Source organism: Streptomyces sp. NPDC001617, assembly GCF_053596855.1.
Genome location: NZ_JBSFHA010000040.1, coordinates 71627 through 90675, shown reverse-complemented (window position 1 = coordinate 90675; position 19049 = coordinate 71627). Strand labels below are relative to the sequence as shown.

Below are 19049 nucleotides of genomic sequence, written 5' to 3'. Positions count from 1 at the left end.
CTCGTCCGCCAGGAGGGCCCCGAGCTGCTGGAACTCGTCGAAAAGGTCCGCCGCCTCACCCGCGAGGACGGAGAGGCCGCCGCCGAACTGTTGCGAGAGCCTAGGACCGTGCGGCCGGCCAGAAGAGCCTAGGACCGTGCGGCCGGCCAGAAGAGCCCAGGATCGTGCGGCCGGCCAGACGAGCCCAGGACCGTGCGGCCGGCCAGAAGAGCCTAGGACCGTGCGGCCAGTTCGCGCAGCGCCCGTGCCGAAGGCGACCCCGGGTCCGCCGTGACCAGGACGACCTCCTGGTCGTCCTCCGGCACGAGCAGCACGTCGCAGTTGAGCCGGAGCGGGCCCACGGCCGGATGGTCGACGGCCTTGGTGCGATGACCGGGCGCGTGCACCGGCCGGGTCTCCCACAGCTGCCGGAACTCCTCGCTGCCGGAGCGCAGTTCGGCCAGCTGGACGGCGAGGGCGGGGTCCTGCGGGTAACGGTCGGCCGCCCGGCGCAGCCGCCCGACGACGATGTGCCCGAACTCCTCCGCGCTGCTCGACTCGTACATCCGCCCCTCACCGAGGAACCGCCGCCGCGCCAGATTCCGTGTCCCGACCCCGAGGTCACCCCCGAACAGCGCCTGCGCCAACGGGTTCCAGGCGACGAGCCCGTACGCCGCGTCGGTCACGATCGCCGCGGTCTGGGGCAACCGCTCCAGCATCCGCGCCACCTGCGGCCGCACCCGCCGCACGGGCCCTTCACCTGGCGGCGCGGCCGACCCCGCGAGCCGGAAGAGATGGTCGCGCTCGGCGGGCGTCAGCCGCAGGGCCCGCGCGAGCCCGTCCAGGATCCGGGTGGACGGTCTCGCCCCACGGGCCTGTTCCAGCCGTACGTAGTAGTCGACCGACATATGGGCCAGCTCGGCCAGCTCCTCGCGCCGCAGCCCGGGTGTGCGGCGGGGCAGACCGTCCGGCAGGCCGACCTCCTGCGGCCGCAGCAGCGCACGGCGCTCCCGCAGGAACCGGGCCAACTCCTGCCTCGCCATCCCCGTCGCCTCCCGTCCGCCTGGTACAGGTTGTCCCTGGCAGGGCGGGCGCGGCCAGGGAACCGTGGTGTGCATGACCGATCGCACAGCACTGGTCACCGGTGCCAACAAGGGAATCGGCCGGCATATTGCCGGACAGCTGGCCGCGGAGGGCTTCACGGTCCACGTGGGCGCACGGGACGCCGACCGCGGCAGGCGGGCCGTGGCGGAGATCGGCGCGGGCGCCCGGCTGCTGGTCCTGGACGTCACGGACCCCGACAGCATCGCCAAGGCCGCCGCCCAGGTGGACCGCCTGGACGTCCTGGTCAACAACGCGGGCATCAATCCGTCGCTCGCCTCGCCGACCGAGTCGGACGCCGACGAGTTCCGACGCGCGTACGACACGAACGTCGTCGCGGTCCTGGAGGTCACCAACGCCTTCCTCCCGGCCCTGCGCCGTTCGCCCCGCCCCCGCATCGTCAACGTCTCCAGCGGTACGGCGTCCCTGACCTGGAGCACCCGCCCCAACCCCCAGTTCACCCCGGGCCACCCCGGCTCCGCCGCCTACCGCGCCTCCAAGACGGCCCTGAACGCCCTCACCCTCCTGTACGCCCAGACGCTCGCCGGAGAGGGCTTCAAGGTCAACGCCCTCGCGCCGGGACGGAGGGCCACCGACCTCGTGCCCGGCGCGCGGGCCACCGGCGACGATCCGGCTCAGGGGGCGGCAGGGGCCGTACACCTGGCACTGCTGGAGGACGACGGGCCGACGGGGGAGTTCTTCTCGTGGGACGGGGAGGGGGTGCCATGGTGAGGGACAGGGGATGCCGTGGTGAGGGATAGGGGATGTCCCGTACGTCTCCCGGGGGTTGGCGGCCGGTCCCTCTCCCTCTCTGAGGGGACGTCACTTCCCTCTCCGTGCGGACGCCTGCTGCGAGGCCCGGTTCTAGCGTCAGCGGCATGACAAGAACCCGTCGCACAGCCATCGCTGTCGTTCTGGCACTCGTCCTGCCGCTGCCCGTGTGGGCCGCAGCCGCCCCCGTGTCAGCCGCGCCCTCGGTGCACCGCACCCTCGCGGCCTCCGACACGGACATCTCCCCGGCCACCCTGCCCGCCCCGACGGGCCCGTACGCCGTCGGCCGGGACATCCTGCACCTCGTCGACGAGCACCGTCAGGACCCGTGGGTCCCCTCGGCCGGGCCCCGGCAGCTCATGGTGTCGATGTACTACCCCGCCCGGCCCGGCACCGGCGGACCCGCCCCCTACATGACCACCGAGGCCGCCCGGCTGATGCTCCAGCTGAAGCTCCCGGGCAGCACGATCCCGCCCGAGGCGGTCAGCGCAACCCGCACCTGGTCGCACACCGACGCGGCCCCGCGGCACGGCAGGTACCCGCTGATCCTGCTCTCGCCCGGCTTCACCATGCCCCGCACCGAGATCACCAGCCTCGCCGAGGACCTGGCCAGTCGCGGCTACGTCATCGCCCTCGTCGACCACACCTACGAGAACTCCGGCACCACGTTCCCCGACGGGCAGACCCTCACCTGCGCCGTCTGCGACGACCCCGACGCGTACCCGCCCGAGACGATCGAGCAGAGCCGGGCGAAGGATCTGTCGTTCGTCATCGACGAGTTGACGGACCGCAGCCACCCGGCCTGGCGTCACGCCGGCCTGATCGACAGCAGCCGGATCGGCGTGGCGGGCCACTCCCTCGGCGGCGCCTCCGCGGTCCCGACGATGGCCCATGACCGGCGCGTCCGGGCCGGCGTCGACCTCGACGGCACCATGTTCGCGCCCGTCCCCGCGGACGGCCTGGGCGGCCGCCCGTTCATGATGATCGGTCACCCGACGGGCACCGGCGAGGACCCCACCTGGACGGCCGCCTGGAGCCGCCTCACCGGCTGGAAACGCTGGCTGACCGTCACCGGCTCCGACCACGCCGGCTTCACCGACCTCCCGGTCCTCGCCGAGGCACTCGGCATCCCCGACCCGAGCACGACGCTCTCCCCCGCACGAGCCGTCCAGCTCACCCGCACCTACGTCGCGGCCTTCTTCGACCTCCACCTGCGGCACATCCCCGCCCCCATCCTGAACGGCCCCGACCCGACCTACCCGGAGGTGACGTTCCACGCACCGTGACGGCAGCCGGACCGCCGAGGCGAGGCCGCCGCCGCTCACGCACGCGTGCACCTCACGGGCAGCGGAGCGACGTCATGGACGGCGACCGTCCACTCGCGGGCGTGGCGCCGCGCAGCCTCGCCGGAGCAGCCGGGTGGGACCGGAGGTCGAGGTCCCGCTCGGGGCCCCACTGGTCGCGGGCGGGCGACCGCCTCAACCACCGCCAGGATCTCGCGCTGAGGCCGTTCTCCCGGTCTCAGGCCCGCAGCCCCTTGAGCCCGTCGTAGGCCGACATGACGATCTCCAACCCCCGGTTGTCCCCGGCGGGTTCGCGCATCTGGTTCGTCGCGTATGCCACGACCATCCGGGCCTCGGGTTCGATCATCACGAGGGAGCCGCCCCAGCCGCCCCAGCCGTATGTACTTCCGAACAGCCCGTAGCCGAGCCCCCAGCGCATGGGCATGCCCAGCACTCGGTCCTTTCCGCTGAACTGTTCCACCCAGGCCCGCTCACACCCGGCCGGCGACAGCAGCCGTACCCCGTCCAGGGTCCCGCCGCACGCCATCACCGACTGGACGAGGGCGATCGAGCGTGCGTTGCCGAAACCACCGGCCGCCGGGATCTGTGCCCGTCGCCAGGCAGGGCTGTTGCCGTCGCGGACCCGGAACGCGGTGGCGGCGGACGGGGTCGTGTTGCCGGGCGCGCTCGCCGTGTACTCCTCGTCCCGCCCCGGCGGCGGAATCGTGAGCGCCACCCGGTGGTCGTGCTCGGGGGCCAGCCCGATGTGGAAGTCGGCCCCGAGCGGCCCGGCGATCTCCTCGGCGAAGAACTCCCCGACACTGCGCCCGCTGACCCGCCACACCACCTCACCCACCAGGAACCCCTGGGTGAGCGAGTGATACCCGGCCGCACTTCCCGGCTCCCACTGCGGCGCCGCCGCGACGAGCCGTGCCGTGGCGGCCGCCCAGTCGAACACCTCCTCCACCGGCCCGTCCCAGTCGGGCAACCCGGCGGTGTGCGACAGCAGATGCCGTACGAGAACCTTCTCCTTGCCGGCCGCGGCGAACTCGGGCCAGTACCGGGCGACGGGCGCGTCCAGGTCGAGCTCCCCCCGGTCGACCAGCACCAGCGCGCACAGGGCCGTCATCGTCTTCGTCACGGAGTAGACGCAGACGAGGGTGTCCCGCTGCCAGGGCACGGTACGCCCGGCATCGGCGAACCCACCCCACACGTCCACGACCGGCTCCCCGTCCACGAAGACCGCCACGGCCCCACCGACGTCCCCTCCGTCCAGCAACTCCGCCAGCGCGGAAGGCACGGCGGTGAACAGGTCGTCGTACGAGCCCTGAATGTCAGCCATGAGTGGCATTAGCCCGCATCGGGCGGGCGGGGGGCAACCGAATTACGGTAGCCACCGTCGTCGGCAGGCGTGGCTCGGCCAGATGGTCCAGCCGGGCCAGGATGTGCCGCGCCCCTCACGCCGGCGAAGCAGTCGGCGTCCATGCTTGCGGACTTGGCCTGCCCTATGGGCAGTACGTCTTCGAGAACTCCGGCGTTGAACAGCTGCACGCAGCACAGCTTCATCAGCTCCGTGTCCCCGTCTCCCTGCGCACGCGTCTCCAGCCGGGTCTGTTCGGCGAGCAGCCCGCGCACTTCGTCGAGGTCGGCTCCGGCGGGGTGCAGGCCGTAGCGGTGCAGGCTCTCGTCTTCGTCCATCGCCATACTTTCTCGGTGAGAGCGGACTCGGATGGTTCCGGGCCACGCCGTGCCGGTCGTCGGCGGATTCGGCCCACGGTCCGGGTTCGGTGGTCCAGCCGTCTCCGGCGGTGGTGTGAAGCCCTCTGCCGAAGGACCCCTTCGGCAGACTCGCCCCACGTAGTCGATACAGCTCAGCGTTCAGGCACGTGCCCTTGAAGTCTGTGAACGAGGCTTGATGATCCACGTCATCCTGTCCCGCTTCCACGCGGCGGGGAAACGGCCGTCGCGGGCGGCGGGCAGGGGCCGATCTGCGGGGAGTAGGCCTGGTTGACGGTGACCGTGGACTGCGAGTGGGCCGCACGGATCCTGTGTGGTGGTTCTTCCATGGCGTACAGCGAGGGGTCGGCGGTTCAGGCAGCCACTGGATTTCGACTGCCGTTCGCCGTGGCGGAGAACTCCGACCGAAGGGCGGGTCGGACGGGTACGGAATCGCTTGGAACCCTCGTACGTTGAGCACAGTGGGCATGGGATGCCGGTGGTGTGCGAGCCGGGTGGCCCGAGTGATCGAGCTGACAGATGTGGAGGGGCCGTAATGGCTGCGCAGACGCAGAGGGCCGTGCTGGCAGGCGGGTGCTTCTGGGGGATGGAGGAGCTGATCCGCCGACTCCCGGGTGTGACGGCGACCCGGGTCGGTTACACGGGAGGTGACGTGCCCAACGCGACGTACCGGAACCACGGGACGCACGCGGAGGCCATCGAGATCCTTTTCGACCCGGCGAAGACCGACTTCCGCGCGCTCCTGGAGTTCTTCTTCCAGATCCACGACCCGAGCACCAAGAACCGCCAGGGCAACGACATCGGCCTCAGCTACCGCTCGGCGATCTACTACGTGGACGACGAGCAGAAGCGGATCGCCGAGGACACGATCGCGGATGTGGACGCCTCCGGCCTGTGGCCCGGCAAGGTCGTCACCGAGGTGGAGCCGGTCGGCCTCTTCTGGGAGGCCGAGCCCGAGCACCAGGACTACCTGCAGCGTTACCCGGACGGCTACACCTGCCACTTCCCGCGCCCGGGATGGCGGCTGCCCGCCCGCGCGGAAGGCTGACCGACCTGGAGACGGCCCGGCGGAAGGCGGAACCTGACCGGCCGAGGTTCCGCAGCCGGGCCGTGCCCGCTCAGTGCGGCAGCGTCGCCGGGCTGCCGCCGTTCGCCTCGTAGCCACCCACCGCCAGGGCGCGGTAGACCGCGAACTCGGCGGCGGGGTCGGCGGAGAGGGTCCAGGGAAGGGCCCCCACGTGGCCGTCGATGTGTATGAGCTGGCTCATGGCCTCCGCCCAGCGCTCGGCGCGGACCAGGAAGAAGACCAGCAGGTGGCGTACGTGCGCCAGCATCGGGTCGTCCGGGCGGGCCGAGTGCACCGCGTGCAGCGCGCCGTGGATCGCCTTGGTCACGACCTCGCTCTGGTAGAAGCCGCGGACCAGGTTCACCTCCGGGAGGTGCTCGAACACCGCGAACAGCGGCATGGCGGCGAGGAGGGAGCCCTGCGGGGCCCGGGCGGCCGCGGCCTCCGCGAAGGAGTACGCCAGCTCGCGCGAGCCGTGCCACTTCTCGCACCAGTAGTGCAGCGCGGCCAGATGCGCGCCCATGTGGGAGGGGGCGCGGTCCAGGATCTTCAGCCAGAGCTGCTCGAACTCCGGCCGGGGGTACGCCAGTCCGCGGGCCACCGACAGCTCGACGATGTACGGCACCGGGTCGCCCGGCGCGAGCAGCGCCGCGTCGCCGCAGGCCGCCCTCGCCTCCTCCATGATGATGCGGAACTCGTCCGTGCCCGGCGTCGACGTCCGCCACGCCTGCTGCACCAGGAACTCGGCGTGCACGGCCGCGCCGCCCGCGTCCTTGGGGTGTTCGACCCGCCACACCCGCAGCCACTGCCCGCCCGGCGTCTCGCTGACCCCGCCCGGCCGCTCCCTCAGCTCCAGGGACGCGGCGCCCGCGAAGGCCTGCACGCGCTGCCAGCGCAGCTCGCCCTCCGCCTCCGTGCCCGCCAGCAGCTGCGAGGCCGCGCGGTAGTCCTGGGTGCGCTGCACCAGGTCCAGGACGTCCAGCAGGTCCTGGTCGGGGCCGGGCATACGGACGTCCAGCTCCTCCTCCCGCACGAAGCCGTAGTTCGCGGGGTCGGCCGCGTCCGGGTGGCCGGCCGGGACCTGCTCGATCATGCCCCGGCGGCGCCGCATGACCGGGAGCAGCACGAAGCCCACCATGACCACCGCGATCAGGACCCAGAGAAATTCCATGCCTCAAGGGTTCCAGACGCCTGTGACAATTGGCGAACCAGGTCGGCGGGCCTGTGGAAAACTCCCCGCAGCCGCTTCGGAAGCGCTTTCGCACCGAGGGAAAACCCGGCCGTACGGCCTCCCGCGCCTCGCCGTCCGACACCTGGCCCGCGAGCGCACTACCCTCGGTGCCCATGAGCGACAGGCACATCAGTCAGCACTTCGAGACCCTCGCGATCCACGCGGGCAACACCGCCGATCCCCTCACCGGCGCGGTCGTCCCGCCGATCTACCAGGTCTCGACCTACAAGCAGGACGGCGTCGGCGGCCTGCGGGGCGGCTACGAGTACAGCCGTAGCGCCAACCCCACCAGGACCGCCCTGGAGGAGAACCTCGCCGCCCTCGAGGGCGGCCGTCGCGGGCTCGCGTTCGCGTCCGGACTGGCGGCCGAGGACTGCCTGTTGCGTACGCTGCTCAGCCCCGGCGACCACGTGGTCATCCCCAACGACGCGTACGGCGGCACGTTCCGCCTGTTCGCGAAGGTCGTCGCCCGGTGGGGGGTGGAGTGGTCGGTCGCCGACACCAGCGATCCGTCCGCCGTACGGGCCGCCCTCACCCCGAAGACCAAGGCCGTGTGGGTGGAGACCCCCTCCAACCCGCTGCTCGGCATCACCGACATCGCCGCCCTCGCCCAGATCGCCGGGGACGCGGGCGCGAAGCTCGTCGTCGACAACACCTTCGCCACGCCGTACCTGCAGCAGCCGCTGGCGCTCGGCGCGGATGTCGTCGTGCACTCCCTGACCAAGTACATGGGCGGTCACTCGGACGTCGTCGGCGGTGCGCTGGTCGTCGCCGACGAGGCGCTGGGCGAGGAGTTGGCGTACCACCAGAACGCGATGGGCGCGGTCGCCGGGCCCTTCGACTCGTGGCTGGTGCTGCGCGGCGCCAAGACGCTCTCGGTGCGCATGGACCGGCACAGCGAGAACGCCACCAAGGTCGCCGACATGCTCACCCGGCACGCGCGCGTGACGCGTGTGCTGTACCCGGGCCTGGAGGACCACCCCGGCCACGAGGTCGCCGCCAAGCAGATGCGGGCCTTCGGCGGCATGGTGTCGTTCCAGGTCGCGGGCGGCGAGGAGGCGGCCGTCGAGGTCTGCAACCGCGCCAAGGTGTTCACCCTCGGCGAGTCCCTGGGCGGCGTCGAGTCGCTGATCGAGCACCCCGGACGCATGACGCACGCGTCGGTGGCCGGCTCGGCCCTGGAGGTGCCGGCCGACCTCGTCCGCCTCTCCGTCGGCATCGAGAACGTCGACGACCTCCTGGAGGACCTGCAGCAGGCGCTCGGCTAGCCGAGCCCGCTCACCAGCCCGTCGTGTACGGGGGAGTCGTCTGCGAGGGCGGCTCCACCCACGGGCGGGCCACCAGCGCCCACACCAGGAACGCCAGGGTCCCGGCACACACCAACAGCCACAGCGCATGCCGCGCGACCCGCCTGCGGCGCAGCATCCGGGCCCCGCGCCGCATGACGTCGGCATACAGCTCCGGCGGCACGACGGGCGTGTCCCGCTCCATGATCCGCCGCGCGGCGGCCTCCCGCTCGGGCCGGTTCATCCGCTCCTCCCGGGGCCGGAATCCGTCATGACGGCGCCACCTTCGCCCCCACCACCGAGGGAGCGGGCCCCTTCGGGGGATGCAGCAGGGTCGCCGTCGCGCGGTCGCAGATCGCATGGACGCGTTCCGTCGGCAGGCCGAGGAGTGCCGCCGTCTGCTCCTCGGCGACCCCCTCGTACAGCCTGAGGACCAGGATCAGGCGCTCCTGCGGCGTGAGGCCGGACAGGGTGCTGTCGGGGTGCGGGCGGCTCCGGCCGAAGGCGCCGTACTGGTGCCAGGCCGCGCGGGCGAAGCGGGTGGCCAGGTACTGCCGGGCGCGGTCGTACGGGTCCTCCCCGCGCAGCCGGTCCCAGCACGCGTACGTGTGCGCGAGGGCGTGCGTCAGCAGGCGTCGCGCGCGCGGGTTGTCGTCCGGGGACTCCGCCGTGAGCAGCGTCGCGGCACGCAGCAGCCGCCCTGCCGCGCCCGCGACGAACGCCTCGAACTCCCGGGCCCGGCGGGCACCTTGGGACGCCTGCCGTTGTCGCACCGCGCCTCCCGCCTGACGCGACCCTGATGAGAGACCGGACCCGGCCGCGTACGGCATACGGAACCGTGTGCGAACAGGGCCCGATCTCATATGAGGCCAGGGGTGGGCTCTCGGTCAAGAGCCGGGCGGCATGCACGCGCACGTGAGGGTTCCCCCGCCGCACGGGCGCGTACAGGACCGCCTACGACGACGCCTCGGGGCCCGGCACCCCCTGGACCGACATCCGGGCGGAGAGCGCGGTGTTGAAGCGCGTGAGGAGCGTGCAGAACGCCTCGCGCTCCTCCGGCGCCCAGTCGTGGGTCAGCTCGGCCATCAACTGACGCCTGGAGGAGCGCACTTCCTCCAGTCGCGACTGCCCGCGCGGGGAGAGCTGGAGCACCACCGCGCGCCCGTCCTCGGGGTGCGAGGTCCGCTTGACGAGGCCCGTGTCGACCAACGGGGCCACCTGCCGGGTGACCGTCGAGGAGTCGATGCCCATGCTGGCCGCGAGCGCCTTGACGCCCATCGGGCCTTCCTTGTCGAGGCGGTTGAGCAGCAGGTATGCGGCGCGGTCCATGGAGTTGCGCACCTGCCCGACCCCGCCGAGCCGGGTCTGTTCGGCACGGCGGGCGAAGACCGCCACCTCGTGCTGCAGCGTGTCGAGGAGACCGATGTCACCGACGGTCGTCATGTCCATCGACATTTCAGGTGTTGTGGGCATGGCCGGAGGCTCGCTTCATGAAGGTGGTCTGGAATGGGGGACAGAGTACGCGGCCGGGAGGCGGGCCGTACCGACGCTGCGCAAACCAGTCTCGGACGTTGGTCACACCGGTCGCGTGCGCCTGTGAACTGCGATGCTTGAGTCATGAGCTACAGCACGGCTGACTCCTTGCGGCCCGTGACCCTCGACGACGTACGGGGCGCCCAGAAGATGCTCTCGGGCGTGGCGCGGGTGACGGCGATGGAGGGCAGCAGGCACCTGTCCCAGCTGGTCGGCGCGCCGGTGCACCTCAAGTGCGAGAACCTCCAGCGCACGGGCTCCTTCAAGCTGCGCGGCGCATACGTCAGGATCGCGGGGCTGCTGCCCGAGGAGCGGGCCGCCGGGGTCGTCGCGGCGAGCGCCGGCAACCACGCGCAGGGCGTCGCCCTCGCGTCCTCGCTGCTGGGCGTGCGGGCCACGGTGTTCATGCCGAAGGGTGCCCCGCTGCCGAAGATCAGCGCCACGCGCGAGTACGGCGCCGAGGTGCGGCTGCACGGCCAGGTGGTCGACGAGACGCTGGCCGCCGCGCAGGCGTACGCGGCCGAGACGGGCGCGGTGTTCATCCACCCCTTCGACCACCCGGACGTCATCGCGGGACAGGGGACGGTCGGGCTGGAGATCCTGGAGCAGTGCCCGGAGGTGCGCACGGTCGTCGTCGGCATCGGCGGCGGAGGCCTCGCGGCGGGTATCGCGGTCGCGGTGAAGGCACTGCGGCCTGACGTGCGGGTCGTGGGCGTGCAGGCGGCCGGCGCTGCGGCGTATCCGCCCTCGCTCGCGGCCGGACGTCCGACGTCGATCGAGCACCCGGCGACGATGGCCGACGGCATCAAGGTCGGGCGGCCCGGCGACGTGCCGTTCCGGATCATCGCCGAGCTGGTGGACGAGGTCCGCACGGTCACCGAGGACGAACTGGCCGCCGCACTGCTGCTGTGCCTGGAGCGGGCCAAGCTGGTCGTCGAACCGGCAGGCGCCAGCCCGGTCGCGGCGCTGCTGAGCGACCCGCGTGCCTTCGAGGGGCCGGTCGTGGCGGTGCTGTCCGGCGGCAACGTCGATCCGCTGCTGATGCAGCGCGTGCTGCGGCACGGCATGGCCGCGCAGGGCCGCTACCTGGCCGTACGGCTGCGTCTCACGGACCGGCCGGGGGCGCTCGCGACGCTTCTCGGGGCGTTGTCAGTGGTGGACGCTAACGTCCTCGATGTGAGTCACGTACGGACCGATCCACGGCTCGGGCTCACGGAGGCGGAGGTCGAGCTGCACCTCGAGACGAAGGGGCCGGAGCACTGCGCCGAGGTCGGCCGCGCCCTGCGCGAAGCGGGCTACACGGTCATCGACTGAGGGGCTCCTTCTCACTCGTACGGGAAAATCCGTTGAGAGACGCGATACATCGCGTTACGGTGAGTCTCGCGGCCGCCGACCCGCCATCGAATCCGTCACCCATCAGGCGGAACACCTCGCACAAACCCAGGCTTTCCGAAGAATCCCCGACGACGTGGAGACTCACATGCCAGGCGCCATCTATGCCGAAGGTCTGGTGAAGACCTTCGGTGAAGTAAGGGCTCTGGACGGCGTCGACCTCGATGTTCCCGAGGGCACCGTCCTGGGCCTGCTCGGGCCGAACGGCGCGGGCAAGACGACCGCCGTCCGCTGTCTGACCACCCTGCTGCAACCGGACAGCGGCAAGGCCATGGTCGCGGGCCTCGACGTGCTCAAGCAGCCGAACGAGGTACGCCGCTCGATCGGCCTGTCCGGCCAGTTCGCCGCGGTCGACGAGTATCTGACCGGCCGCGAGAACCTGCAGATGGTCGGCCAGCTCTACCAGATGAAGGCCAAGGCCGCGAAGGTCCGGGCCGAGGAGCTGCTCGCCCAGTTCGACCTCGCGGACGCGGCCGACCGCACCGCGAAGACCTACTCCGGAGGCATGCGCCGGCGGCTCGACCTCGCCGCCGCCCTGGTGGTCTCGCCGCCCGTGATGTTCATGGACGAGCCGACGACCGGCCTCGACCCGCGCAACCGCCAGCTCCTCTGGGAGGTCATCAAACAGCTCGTCTCCGGCGGTACGACCCTGCTGCTGACCACCCAGTACCTGGAAGAGGCCGACCACCTCGCGCACGACATCGCGGTCGTCGACCACGGCCGCGTGATCGCCCGCGGCACCTCCGACCAGCTCGAGGCCCGCACCGGCGGCGAGCGCGTCGAGGTCGTGGTGCACGAGCGCGAACACATCCCCACCGCCCGCGAGGTCCTCGCCGGCTTCGGCAAGGGCGAGCTCACCGTCGAGGAGCACACCCGCAAGCTCACCGTCCCGGTCACCGGCGGCGCCAAGCTGCTGGCCGAGGTCATCCGTGAGCTGGACGTCCGCGGCATCGAGATAGACGACATCGGCCTGCGCCGTCCCACCCTCGACGACGTCTTCCTCTCCCTGACGGGACATGTGGCCGAGGTGAAACCCGAGGAGAACGGCGCGTCGGCGGAAGCGGCCGCCCAGGACCGCAAGCACAAGAAGGAGGCCGCCAAGTGAGCGCCGTCACCGACGCCGTGCGGTCGCGCCGACCGGGAACCCCATCAGCCAGTCCTTCCGGGACTCGATGGTCGTTGCCAAGCGCAACTTGATTCGCATGTCCCGGATTCCTGAAATGATTATCTATGGGCTAATCCAGCCCATCATGTTCGTGGTGCTGTTCACCTATGTCTTCGGCGGTTCCATGCAGATCGGCGGCAGCACCAGCGCCACCGACTACAAGAACTTCCTGATGGCCGGCATCTTCGCGCAGACCGTCACCTTCGCCACCGCCAGCTCCGGCGCCGGTATCGCCGACGACATGCACAAGGGCCTCATCGACCGCTTCCGCTCCCTGCCCATGGCACGCGGCGCGGTGCTGACCGGGCGCACCCTCGCGGACCTGGTGCAGACGGCGCTGACCCTGGTCGTCCTCGCGGTGGTCGCGCTGCTGGTCGGCTGGCGCGTCGGATCGGACGGCGCCACCAACGCCGCCAAGGTCCTCGCCGCCTTCGGCCTGCTGCTCCTGCTCGGGTACGCCTTCACCTGGATCGGCGCCCTGATCGGCATGTCCGTCCGCACCCCGGAGGCGGCGACCTCCAGCGGACTGATCTGGCTGTTCCCGGTGACGTTCATCTCGAACGCCTTCGTGGACACCAGCCATATGACCCCGTGGCTGCGTCATATCGCCGAGTGGAACCCGTTCAGCGCCACCGTGCAGGCCTGCCGGGTGCTGTTCGCCAACCCGGGCCAGTCACCGTCCGACGCCTGGCCCATGCAGCACCCGGTGTGGGCCTCGCTGATCTACTCGGTCCTGATCGTCGTCATATTCCGGACCCTGGCGGTCCGGAAGTACCGCTCGGCGACGGCATGACGACGCCCCCGGCGTCATCGGACGCCGGGGGCTCGCCAAGGACGTGCGTGCTCGGGATCAGCCGTTGTAGGGCTCGGCCTTGAGGATCTTCACGGAGGCCTTCCTGCCGTTCGGCAGCTCGTACTCCGCGTCCTCGCCGACCTTGTGGCCGATCACACCGGAGCCCAGGGGGGACTGCGGCGAGTAGGTCTCGATGTCGGCGCTCGCGTACTCGCGCGAGGCGAGCAGGAAGGTCAGGGTGTCGTCCTCGTCGCCGTCGAAGGCGATCGTCACGACCATGCCGGGGGCCACGGCGCCGTCCGCCGACGCCGGGGCCTCGCCGACCTTGGCGTTCTCCAGGAGCTGGGTCAGCTGGCGCACACGGAGCTCCTGCTTGCCCTGCTCTTCCTTGGCCGCGTGGTACCCGCCGTTCTCACGCAGGTCGCCCTCCTCGCGCGCGGCCGCGATCTTGGCGACGACCTCCGTGCGCGCAGGACCAGACAGGTACTCCAGCTCGGCCTTGAGCTGGTTGTACGCCTCCTGGGTAAGCCAGGTGACGTTCTCACTGGTCTGGGTCACAGGTGCTCCTCGTAGGTACTGGGAATACAAAGCATCGCCCTACCCAGAAGAATGTTCCTTCACGGATGGGCGAAACCACGAGCCTAACAATTCAGCGGCCCAAGGGGGAGGACATATGCCATCAGAAATACGTCAACGCAGGTCAGCGACTACGTATCGAGCGTGACGTCAGTCGGCGTGACAGCCGAGCAGCTCGGCCGTGGTGCCCGGGGCCGTCGTACGGAGCGTGACGACCTTGTCGATGCGGGTGGCCTTGCCGTCGAAGCGGAAGTCGGCCCGTCCCACCTCGGACTGGTCGGCCGCCTGGGAGCGCACGGTGCAGTAGCCGGAGGCGCCGGCGTCCTTGCGGACCTCGAGATGGATCGAGACGGAGTTCTTGTGCGGCTCGAACGTGATCACCTCGCCGCTGATCTTGTTCTCGCCGACGTAGTGGTAGGCGAAGTAGGCGATCAGGGCGAGAAGGAGGGCCCCGAACACGGCGCCGGCGATCTTGAGTTTGTGGTCGGCGCGCTCGTCCGAGGAGCGGCCGTAGCGGCCCTCGGGCAGCTGAGTGCTCGCCGTACTCATGATCGTCCTCTCGGCAGGGGGCTCCCGAAGCCGGACCCCGGAATTATTCGCCGCCCGATTCGGTCACTATAGAAGCCGCCGATCGCCCCCCAAGTCACCGGGGCGCCGACTTACCAAGGATTGAGTCTTGACTGACCAGCTGCGACTGATGGCCGTCCACGCCCACCCCGACGACGAGTCGAGCAAAGGCGCGGCCACCATGGCGAAGTACGTGTCCGAGGGGGTGGACGTGCTGGTCGTGACCTGCACGGGCGGGGAGCGCGGCTCCATCCTCAATCCGAAACTCCAGGGCGACAAGTACATCGAGGAGCACATCCACGAGGTACGCAAGAAGGAGATGGACGAGGCCCGCGAGATCCTCGGGATCAAGCAGGAGTGGCTCGGTTTCATCGACTCCGGCCTGCCCGAGGGCGACCCGCTGCCGCCCCTGCCCGAGGGCTGCTTCGCCCTGGAGGACGTCGACAAGGCGGCCGGTGAGCTGGTGAAGCAGATCCGCTCGTTCCGTCCCCAGGTGATCACCACCTACGACGAGAACGGCGGCTACCCGCACCCCGACCACATCATGACCCACAAGATCTCGATGGTGGCGTTCGAGGGTGCGGCGGACACCGAGAAGTATCCGGAGCCGGAGTTCGGCGCGGCGTACCAGCCGCTCAAGCTTTACTACAACCAGGGCTTCAACCGCCCGCGCACCGAGGCGCTGCACCAGGCGCTGCTGGAGCGGGGCCTGGAGTCGCCGTACGGGGACTGGCTCAAGCGCTGGAAGGAGTTCGAGCGCACCGAGCGCACGCTGACCACGCACATCCCGTGCGCCGAGTACTTCGAGATCCGTGACAAGGCGCTGATCGCCCACGCCACGCAGATCGACCCCGACGGCGGCTGGTTCAAGGTGCCGATGGAGATCCAGAAGGAGGTCTGGCCGACGGAGGAGTACGAGCTCGCGAAGTCGCTCGTCGATACCTCCCTCCCCGAGGACGACCTCTTTGCGGGCATCCGCGACAATGCCTGACATGAGCGCAAGCGTGAGCCTGGCAATGACGCACCTCGTCCCCCTCGCCAAGGAGGTGGACGAGAACAAGGTCACCCCCGGCGTCCTCGGTTTCATCGTCTTCGCGGTGATGGCCCTGGCGATATGGGGGCTGATGAAGTCCATGAGCAAGCACATGGGCAAGGTGACGTTCGAGGAGGCGGCGGACCCGGAGGCGGAGGCCTCCGGCAAGGGAACCGCGAACTCCGAGAAGGCCTCGCCGACGAAGCGCTGACCGCCGGGCGACCGACGGCATGATTCCGTGACACCTTCCGCGGGCGTCACGGGCTCATGCCGTACCGGAGGACACCCCCATCACCTCCCGTGCATGCCGACTCGGCACCATCCCCAGCCGCCAGGCCTGCCAGCCGTCCTCCAGATTCACGCCCCGCTCCAGCAGCAGCCGGTACGCCCCCACGTAGTCGTCCAGCTTCTCGTCGCGGAGCCGGTGCCTCGTCCGCTCCAGCTCGGCCAGGTCCTCCTGGGCCACCGCCGAGCCGACCTCCACGCCGCCGGGCGCCGCGTACGGCAGCAGGGTGCAGCGCAGGAAGCGCGCCCAGTCCTCGCCGCGCCGGTCGCCGTAGGACGTGAACAGATCCACCGCCTGGTCGCACAGTGCCAGCGCCTGGGGCGTACGGGTGTTGCCCGCGTCCACCACCGCCAGCTCCAGGCATGTCCACGCCTCGCCGTGGGCGACGCCGATGCGCTGGAAGTCGGCCCGGGCGTCCACCAGGAGTTGGCGGGCGAAGCCCGAGTTCCTCAACGATCCTGTCTGGGCCGCGCGTTGGTCCCGCGTCACCCGCGCCGAATGATGCCGTGCGCAGGCGAGCCCGTACACGTCCCGCATGCGGGAGAACATCGTGCGGGAGCGTTCCAGTTCGCGGACCGCCAGGTCGAGGTTGCCCGTTTCCTCCAGGGCCTGGCCCAGGTAGTAGACGGTCCAGGCCTCGCCGCGGGCGTCCTCGTTCTCGCGGTGGCGGGAGGCCGCCTGGCGGAGGCCGTCGACGGCCGGGGAGGGGTCGCCGGCGACCAGGCGGGCACGGGCGAGCTGGGTGAGGGCCCAGGCCTCGCCGCGGGCGTCGCGGGTGCGGCCGTAGCGGTCGAGGGCCGCGCGGAGCTCGGACTCCGCGCGGGGCACGTCGCCCATGCGCAGGGACAGTTGGCCGAGTTGGAAGTGGGCCCAGGCCTCGCCGTGCACGGACTCGCCGGCACGGTGCAGGACCAGGGAGTCCGTGAGGAGGGTCAGGGCTTCGGAGACACGGCCGCGGTCCCGCTCCACCGCCGCCAGCGCGTGCATGGTCCAGGCGCGGTCCGTGGCCAGTTCGGGAGGTGCCTGGAGGTCCAGGGCCTCGCGGAGCTTTGTCTCGGCCTCGGTGAGGTTGCCCTGGTGGTGGAGGGTGATGCCCAGGGAGCACAGGGCCCGGGCGGCGCCCGCGTCGTGGTGTGCCTCCCTGTAGAGGTCCACCACGGAGGACAGGGTGGTGCGGGCCTTGTCCAGCTCGCCCAGCTGGCGGGCCGCGATACCGGTGCGCCACTGCACCGAGCGGACCAGGAGGCCCTCGTCGACGGCCTGCGCCAGCTCGCTGATCTCGCCCAGGCGGTAGAGGTCGCCGCGCAGCAGGCAGTAGTCGCACAGGGCGCCGAGGAGGTTGAGGACCGCCGCCTGGTTCACGCCCTCCGCGTGGCGCAGGGCCGAGGTGATGAAGCTCGACTCGTCGTCCAGCCAGCGCAGGGCCTCGTCCAGGGAGGTGAAGCCGTGCGGGCTGAAGCGGTCCGAGCGGGTCGACATATTGCCGTCGACCAGGCGCAGCACCGAGTCAGCGAGGTCGGCGTAGTTGACGATCAGGCGTTCCTGGGCCGAGGTGCGCTCGGTGGGTTCCTCCTCGTCGAGGAGACGGGCCTGGGCGAAGGCCCGTACCAGGTCGTGGAGGCGGTAGCGGTTGCCGCGGACGTGGTCGATCAGGCCCGCGCGGGACAGGGCGACCAGGTGGCGGGTGGCTTCGGTCTCGTCCGTCGCGAGGAGGGACGCGGCGGCCGCGGCGCCCAGCGAGGCGCGGCCGGCGAGGGCGAGGCGGCGCAGCAGGCGGCGGGTGGTCTCGGACTGGTCGGTGTAGCGGAGCCAGAGGGCTCGCTCGGTCGGCTCCACCGGGCCGTACGCCCCCAGGTCCGTGGCCAGTTGGCGGGGTGAGCGCGCGCCGAGGGACGAGCCGGCGATGCTCAGGGCGAGGGGCAGACCGCCGCACAACTCCCTGATCCGGTCGGCGGATTCGGCGTCGTACGGCCCGGAGCTGTCCTGTGCCGCCGCGTCCAGCAGCTCATCGGCGCCCGCCGGGTCCAGGGCCTCGACCGGCAGCTCGTACACCTGGGCGAGGAGGTCCGAGGGCAGGGCGAGGGGCTCGCGGGCGGTGACCAGGACCAGGCTGTCGGAGCGCTCGGGGACGAGGGTGCGGACCTGTTCGGGGTCGGAGGCGTCGTCCAGGACGATCGTGACCGGGAGTCCCGTCAGATGCTGGTGATACAGCTCGCTGAGGCGCTTGACCTGCTGGTCGGGGGAGGAGCGCTCGCGGAAGAGGAGCTGTTCGCGGGGGGCACCGAGGCGGTTGAGGAGGTGGAGGAGCGCGTCCCGGGTGTTCAGGGGCGGCTCGTCCGTGCTGTTGCCGCGCAGGTCGACCACGCAGGCGCCGCGGAAGTAGTCCTTGAGGTCATGGGTGGCGCGGACGGCGAGGGTCGTACGGCCGCTGCCGGGAGCGCCGTGCAGGACGACGACCGTGGGGCGGGTCTCCGTGGTCGCGCGGGACGCCTGGACCCACTGGCGGATGCGGGCCAGCTCCTTGCGCCGGCCCGCGAACGGGCCGTCCGGCTCGGGGAGTTGACCGAACGACTGCTGCAGCAGGTTCCTTCCGCGGGCCGCCGCGCTCTTGTCCGCGCCCTTCAGACGGGGGCCCGTCTGCTTCGGGCCGGTGGAGGCGGCCAGGACGCGCTGCTGGTCGAGGAAGGGGCGGATGCCGCGGACCTCCAGGGCCGTGAGCCACTGCAGGCGCAGTTGTTCGGGGCCGCCGGGCTGGCCCGCGGCGCCGGCGCGATGGTGGGCCGCGGGGAGGTGGGAGCCGGCGACCTTGACGACGGTCGCCGCCGCGCCGACGACGCCGACGGTGACGCCCACGCCCACCGCCGTGCCGGCGTCCGTGCCGAAGGCCAGGTCGGCCACGGCGGCGGCGATCGCCGCGACGGCCGCCACTAGCAGGGGAGTTCCGGCACCCTCCTTCGCGTACCGCTGCCCGAAGCCGATCCGGCCCGCCTCGCCCTCGTCCAGTGCGCGCGTGTACGCCTCGTACTCCTCGGCGGCCGTCTCCGCCATCGCGTCCAGCGCGCCACGCGCCCGCGACAGCAGTACGGCTCCCTCGGTGCGCCCACCGGAGCGCCGCACCTCCTCTTCCACGGCCCGGGCCAACAGCCGGTCGGCGTCCCCCCGATGGCTGTCCCGCATGTCACGTCCCCCTCCGGCGGCAACTCCTTTGCCTACGAGTGTCCTTCGGGCGGGGCGTGAGCGACAGAGGGCC

Annotated in this window: 19 protein-coding genes and 1 pseudogene; 9 read left to right on the top strand and 11 right to left on the bottom strand. The window is 71.2% G+C overall.

All coding sequences use genetic code 11. The features are described from left to right. Window positions 1-212 precede the first annotated feature (212 nt). A complete protein-coding gene (locus tag ACWC09_RS28070; RefSeq protein ID WP_450853553.1) occupies window positions 213-1022 on the bottom strand; it encodes a helix-turn-helix transcriptional regulator in 810 nt (269 codons plus the stop codon). Window positions 1023-1095: 73 nt separating this feature from the next. Here ACWC09_RS28070 and ACWC09_RS28065 point away from each other — a divergent pair, with 73 nt between their 5' ends. Together ACWC09_RS28065 and ACWC09_RS28060 are read left to right on the top strand one after the other, a co-directional pair. Next, the gene (locus tag ACWC09_RS28065; protein WP_450853551.1) at window positions 1096-1812 is read left to right on the top strand and encodes an SDR family oxidoreductase; all 717 of its coding nucleotides are present in this window, start codon (window positions 1096-1098) and stop codon (window positions 1810-1812) included. A gap of 146 nt (window positions 1813-1958) precedes the next feature. Further along, the gene (locus ACWC09_RS28060; protein ID WP_450853550.1) at window positions 1959-3137 is read left to right on the top strand and encodes an alpha/beta hydrolase family protein; all 1179 of its coding nucleotides are present in this window, start codon (window positions 1959-1961) and stop codon (window positions 3135-3137) included. A gap of 235 nt (window positions 3138-3372) precedes the next feature. Here the strand turns inward: ACWC09_RS28060 and ACWC09_RS28055 are convergent, their stop codons facing one another. The 3 genes and pseudogenes from ACWC09_RS28055 to ACWC09_RS28045 all read right to left on the bottom strand — a co-directional run. Then, complete coding sequence (locus ACWC09_RS28055; RefSeq protein WP_450853548.1) at window positions 3373-4476, bottom strand: serine hydrolase domain-containing protein; 1104 nt, start codon at window positions 4474-4476, stop codon at window positions 3373-3375. Window positions 4477-4484: 8 nt separating this feature from the next. After that, window positions 4485-4832, bottom strand: coding sequence for a hypothetical protein (locus ACWC09_RS28050; protein ID WP_450853547.1), 348 nt, complete (start codon window positions 4830-4832; stop codon window positions 4485-4487). A 219-nt stretch (window positions 4833-5051) separates the two neighbouring features. Further along, window positions 5052-5200, bottom strand: a pseudogene (locus ACWC09_RS28045) (DUF4291 family protein); the annotation flags it as partial. A gap of 206 nt (window positions 5201-5406) precedes the next feature. Between ACWC09_RS28045 and msrA the strand changes: the two are divergent. Continuing rightward, window positions 5407-5919, top strand: a complete 513-nt coding sequence (gene msrA, locus ACWC09_RS28040; RefSeq protein WP_450853546.1) for a peptide-methionine (S)-S-oxide reductase MsrA — start codon at window positions 5407-5409, stop codon at window positions 5917-5919. A gap of 70 nt (window positions 5920-5989) precedes the next feature. Here msrA and ACWC09_RS28035 read toward each other — a convergent pair whose 3' ends face one another. Beyond that, the gene (locus ACWC09_RS28035; RefSeq protein ID WP_450853545.1) at window positions 5990-7108 is read right to left on the bottom strand and encodes a hypothetical protein; all 1119 of its coding nucleotides are present in this window, start codon (window positions 7106-7108) and stop codon (window positions 5990-5992) included. Between the two features lie 173 nt (window positions 7109-7281). Here ACWC09_RS28035 and ACWC09_RS28030 point away from each other — a divergent pair, with 173 nt between their 5' ends. After that, window positions 7282-8436, top strand: a complete 1155-nt coding sequence (locus ACWC09_RS28030; RefSeq protein WP_450853544.1) for a cystathionine gamma-synthase — start codon at window positions 7282-7284, stop codon at window positions 8434-8436. Between the two features lie 10 nt (window positions 8437-8446). Here ACWC09_RS28030 and ACWC09_RS28025 read toward each other — a convergent pair whose 3' ends face one another. The 3 genes from ACWC09_RS28025 to ACWC09_RS28015 form a co-directional block, all read right to left on the bottom strand. Next, the gene (locus ACWC09_RS28025; protein WP_450853543.1) at window positions 8447-8698 is read right to left on the bottom strand and encodes a hypothetical protein; all 252 of its coding nucleotides are present in this window, start codon (window positions 8696-8698) and stop codon (window positions 8447-8449) included. A gap of 25 nt (window positions 8699-8723) precedes the next feature. Beyond that, window positions 8724-9227: a sigma factor-like helix-turn-helix DNA-binding protein gene (locus ACWC09_RS28020; RefSeq protein WP_450853541.1), complete on the bottom strand. Its 504-nt coding sequence runs from the start codon at window positions 9225-9227 to the stop codon at window positions 8724-8726. Between the two features lie 181 nt (window positions 9228-9408). Then, the gene (locus tag ACWC09_RS28015; protein ID WP_450853555.1) at window positions 9409-9909 is read right to left on the bottom strand and encodes a MarR family winged helix-turn-helix transcriptional regulator; all 501 of its coding nucleotides are present in this window, start codon (window positions 9907-9909) and stop codon (window positions 9409-9411) included. Window positions 9910-10071: 162 nt separating this feature from the next. On the opposite strand from ACWC09_RS28015, the gene ilvA reads away from it, so the two are divergent. The 3 genes from ilvA (at window position 10072) to ACWC09_RS28000 (ending at window position 13337) form a co-directional block, all read left to right on the top strand. Then, window positions 10072-11301 carry a threonine ammonia-lyase gene (ilvA, locus tag ACWC09_RS28010; RefSeq protein WP_450853539.1) on the top strand — a complete coding sequence of 410 codons (1230 nt, stop codon included), beginning with the start codon at window positions 10072-10074 and terminating at the stop codon, window positions 11299-11301. A gap of 166 nt (window positions 11302-11467) precedes the next feature. Continuing rightward, window positions 11468-12484, top strand: coding sequence for an ATP-binding cassette domain-containing protein (locus ACWC09_RS28005; RefSeq protein ID WP_450853538.1), 1017 nt, complete (start codon window positions 11468-11470; stop codon window positions 12482-12484). A gap of 67 nt (window positions 12485-12551) precedes the next feature. Next, window positions 12552-13337, top strand: a complete 786-nt coding sequence (locus ACWC09_RS28000) for an ABC transporter permease (protein ID WP_450853536.1) — start codon at window positions 12552-12554, stop codon at window positions 13335-13337. Window positions 13338-13394: 57 nt separating this feature from the next. Here ACWC09_RS28000 and greA read toward each other — a convergent pair whose 3' ends face one another. Together greA and ACWC09_RS27990 are read right to left on the bottom strand one after the other, a co-directional pair. Further along, entirely contained in the window at window positions 13395-13895 is a 501-nt protein-coding gene (gene greA / locus ACWC09_RS27995; protein WP_450853535.1) for a transcription elongation factor GreA, read from the bottom strand. Window positions 13896-14063: 168 nt separating this feature from the next. After that, on the bottom strand, window positions 14064-14462 hold the full coding sequence (locus tag ACWC09_RS27990; RefSeq protein WP_450853534.1) for a DUF4307 domain-containing protein: 399 nt from the start codon (window positions 14460-14462) through the stop codon (window positions 14064-14066). Between the two features lie 148 nt (window positions 14463-14610). Here ACWC09_RS27990 and mca point away from each other — a divergent pair, with 148 nt between their 5' ends. Both mca and ACWC09_RS27980 read left to right on the top strand, forming a co-directional pair. Next, window positions 14611-15471, top strand: coding sequence for a mycothiol conjugate amidase Mca (gene mca / locus ACWC09_RS27985; protein WP_450853554.1), 861 nt, complete (start codon window positions 14611-14613; stop codon window positions 15469-15471). After that, entirely contained in the window at window positions 15464-15724 is a 261-nt protein-coding gene (locus ACWC09_RS27980; protein WP_450853532.1) for a hypothetical protein, read from the top strand. Before mca ends, ACWC09_RS27980 begins: the two co-directional genes overlap by 8 nt. A 54-nt stretch (window positions 15725-15778) precedes the next feature. On the opposite strand, the gene ACWC09_RS27975 is transcribed toward ACWC09_RS27980, so the two are convergent. Continuing rightward, window positions 15779-18976 carry a tetratricopeptide repeat protein gene (locus ACWC09_RS27975; RefSeq protein ID WP_450853530.1) on the bottom strand — a complete coding sequence of 1066 codons (3198 nt, stop codon included), beginning with the start codon at window positions 18974-18976 and terminating at the stop codon, window positions 15779-15781. Window positions 18977-19049 lie beyond the last annotated feature (73 nt).

Coding starts and splice junctions, on each gene's coding strand:
- ACWC09_RS28070 (WP_450853553.1), bottom strand. CDS start 1,022: ATGGCGAGGCAGGAGTTGGCCCGGTTCCTGCGGGAGCGCCGTGCGCTG.
- ACWC09_RS28065 (WP_450853551.1), top strand. CDS start 1,096: ATGACCGATCGCACAGCACTGGTCACCGGTGCCAACAAGGGAATCGGC.
- ACWC09_RS28060 (WP_450853550.1), top strand. CDS start 1,959: ATGACAAGAACCCGTCGCACAGCCATCGCTGTCGTTCTGGCACTCGTC.
- ACWC09_RS28055 (WP_450853548.1), bottom strand. CDS start 4,476: ATGGCTGACATTCAGGGCTCGTACGACGACCTGTTCACCGCCGTGCCT.
- ACWC09_RS28050 (WP_450853547.1), bottom strand. CDS start 4,832: ATGGACGAAGACGAGAGCCTGCACCGCTACGGCCTGCACCCCGCCGGA.
- msrA (WP_450853546.1), top strand. CDS start 5,407: ATGGCTGCGCAGACGCAGAGGGCCGTGCTGGCAGGCGGGTGCTTCTGG.
- ACWC09_RS28035 (WP_450853545.1), bottom strand. CDS start 7,108: ATGGAATTTCTCTGGGTCCTGATCGCGGTGGTCATGGTGGGCTTCGTG.
- ACWC09_RS28030 (WP_450853544.1), top strand. CDS start 7,282: ATGAGCGACAGGCACATCAGTCAGCACTTCGAGACCCTCGCGATCCAC.
- ACWC09_RS28025 (WP_450853543.1), bottom strand. CDS start 8,698: ATGAACCGGCCCGAGCGGGAGGCCGCCGCGCGGCGGATCATGGAGCGG.
- ACWC09_RS28015 (WP_450853555.1), bottom strand. CDS start 9,909: ATGTCGATGGACATGACGACCGTCGGTGACATCGGTCTCCTCGACACG.
- ilvA (WP_450853539.1), top strand. CDS start 10,072: ATGAGCTACAGCACGGCTGACTCCTTGCGGCCCGTGACCCTCGACGAC.
- ACWC09_RS28005 (WP_450853538.1), top strand. CDS start 11,468: ATGCCAGGCGCCATCTATGCCGAAGGTCTGGTGAAGACCTTCGGTGAA.
- ACWC09_RS28000 (WP_450853536.1), top strand. CDS start 12,552: ATGGTCGTTGCCAAGCGCAACTTGATTCGCATGTCCCGGATTCCTGAA.
- ACWC09_RS27990 (WP_450853534.1), bottom strand. CDS start 14,462: ATGAGTACGGCGAGCACTCAGCTGCCCGAGGGCCGCTACGGCCGCTCC.
- mca (WP_450853554.1), top strand. CDS start 14,611: ATGGCCGTCCACGCCCACCCCGACGACGAGTCGAGCAAAGGCGCGGCC.
- ACWC09_RS27980 (WP_450853532.1), top strand. CDS start 15,464: ATGCCTGACATGAGCGCAAGCGTGAGCCTGGCAATGACGCACCTCGTC.
- ACWC09_RS27975 (WP_450853530.1), bottom strand. CDS start 18,976: ATGCGGGACAGCCATCGGGGGGACGCCGACCGGCTGTTGGCCCGGGCC.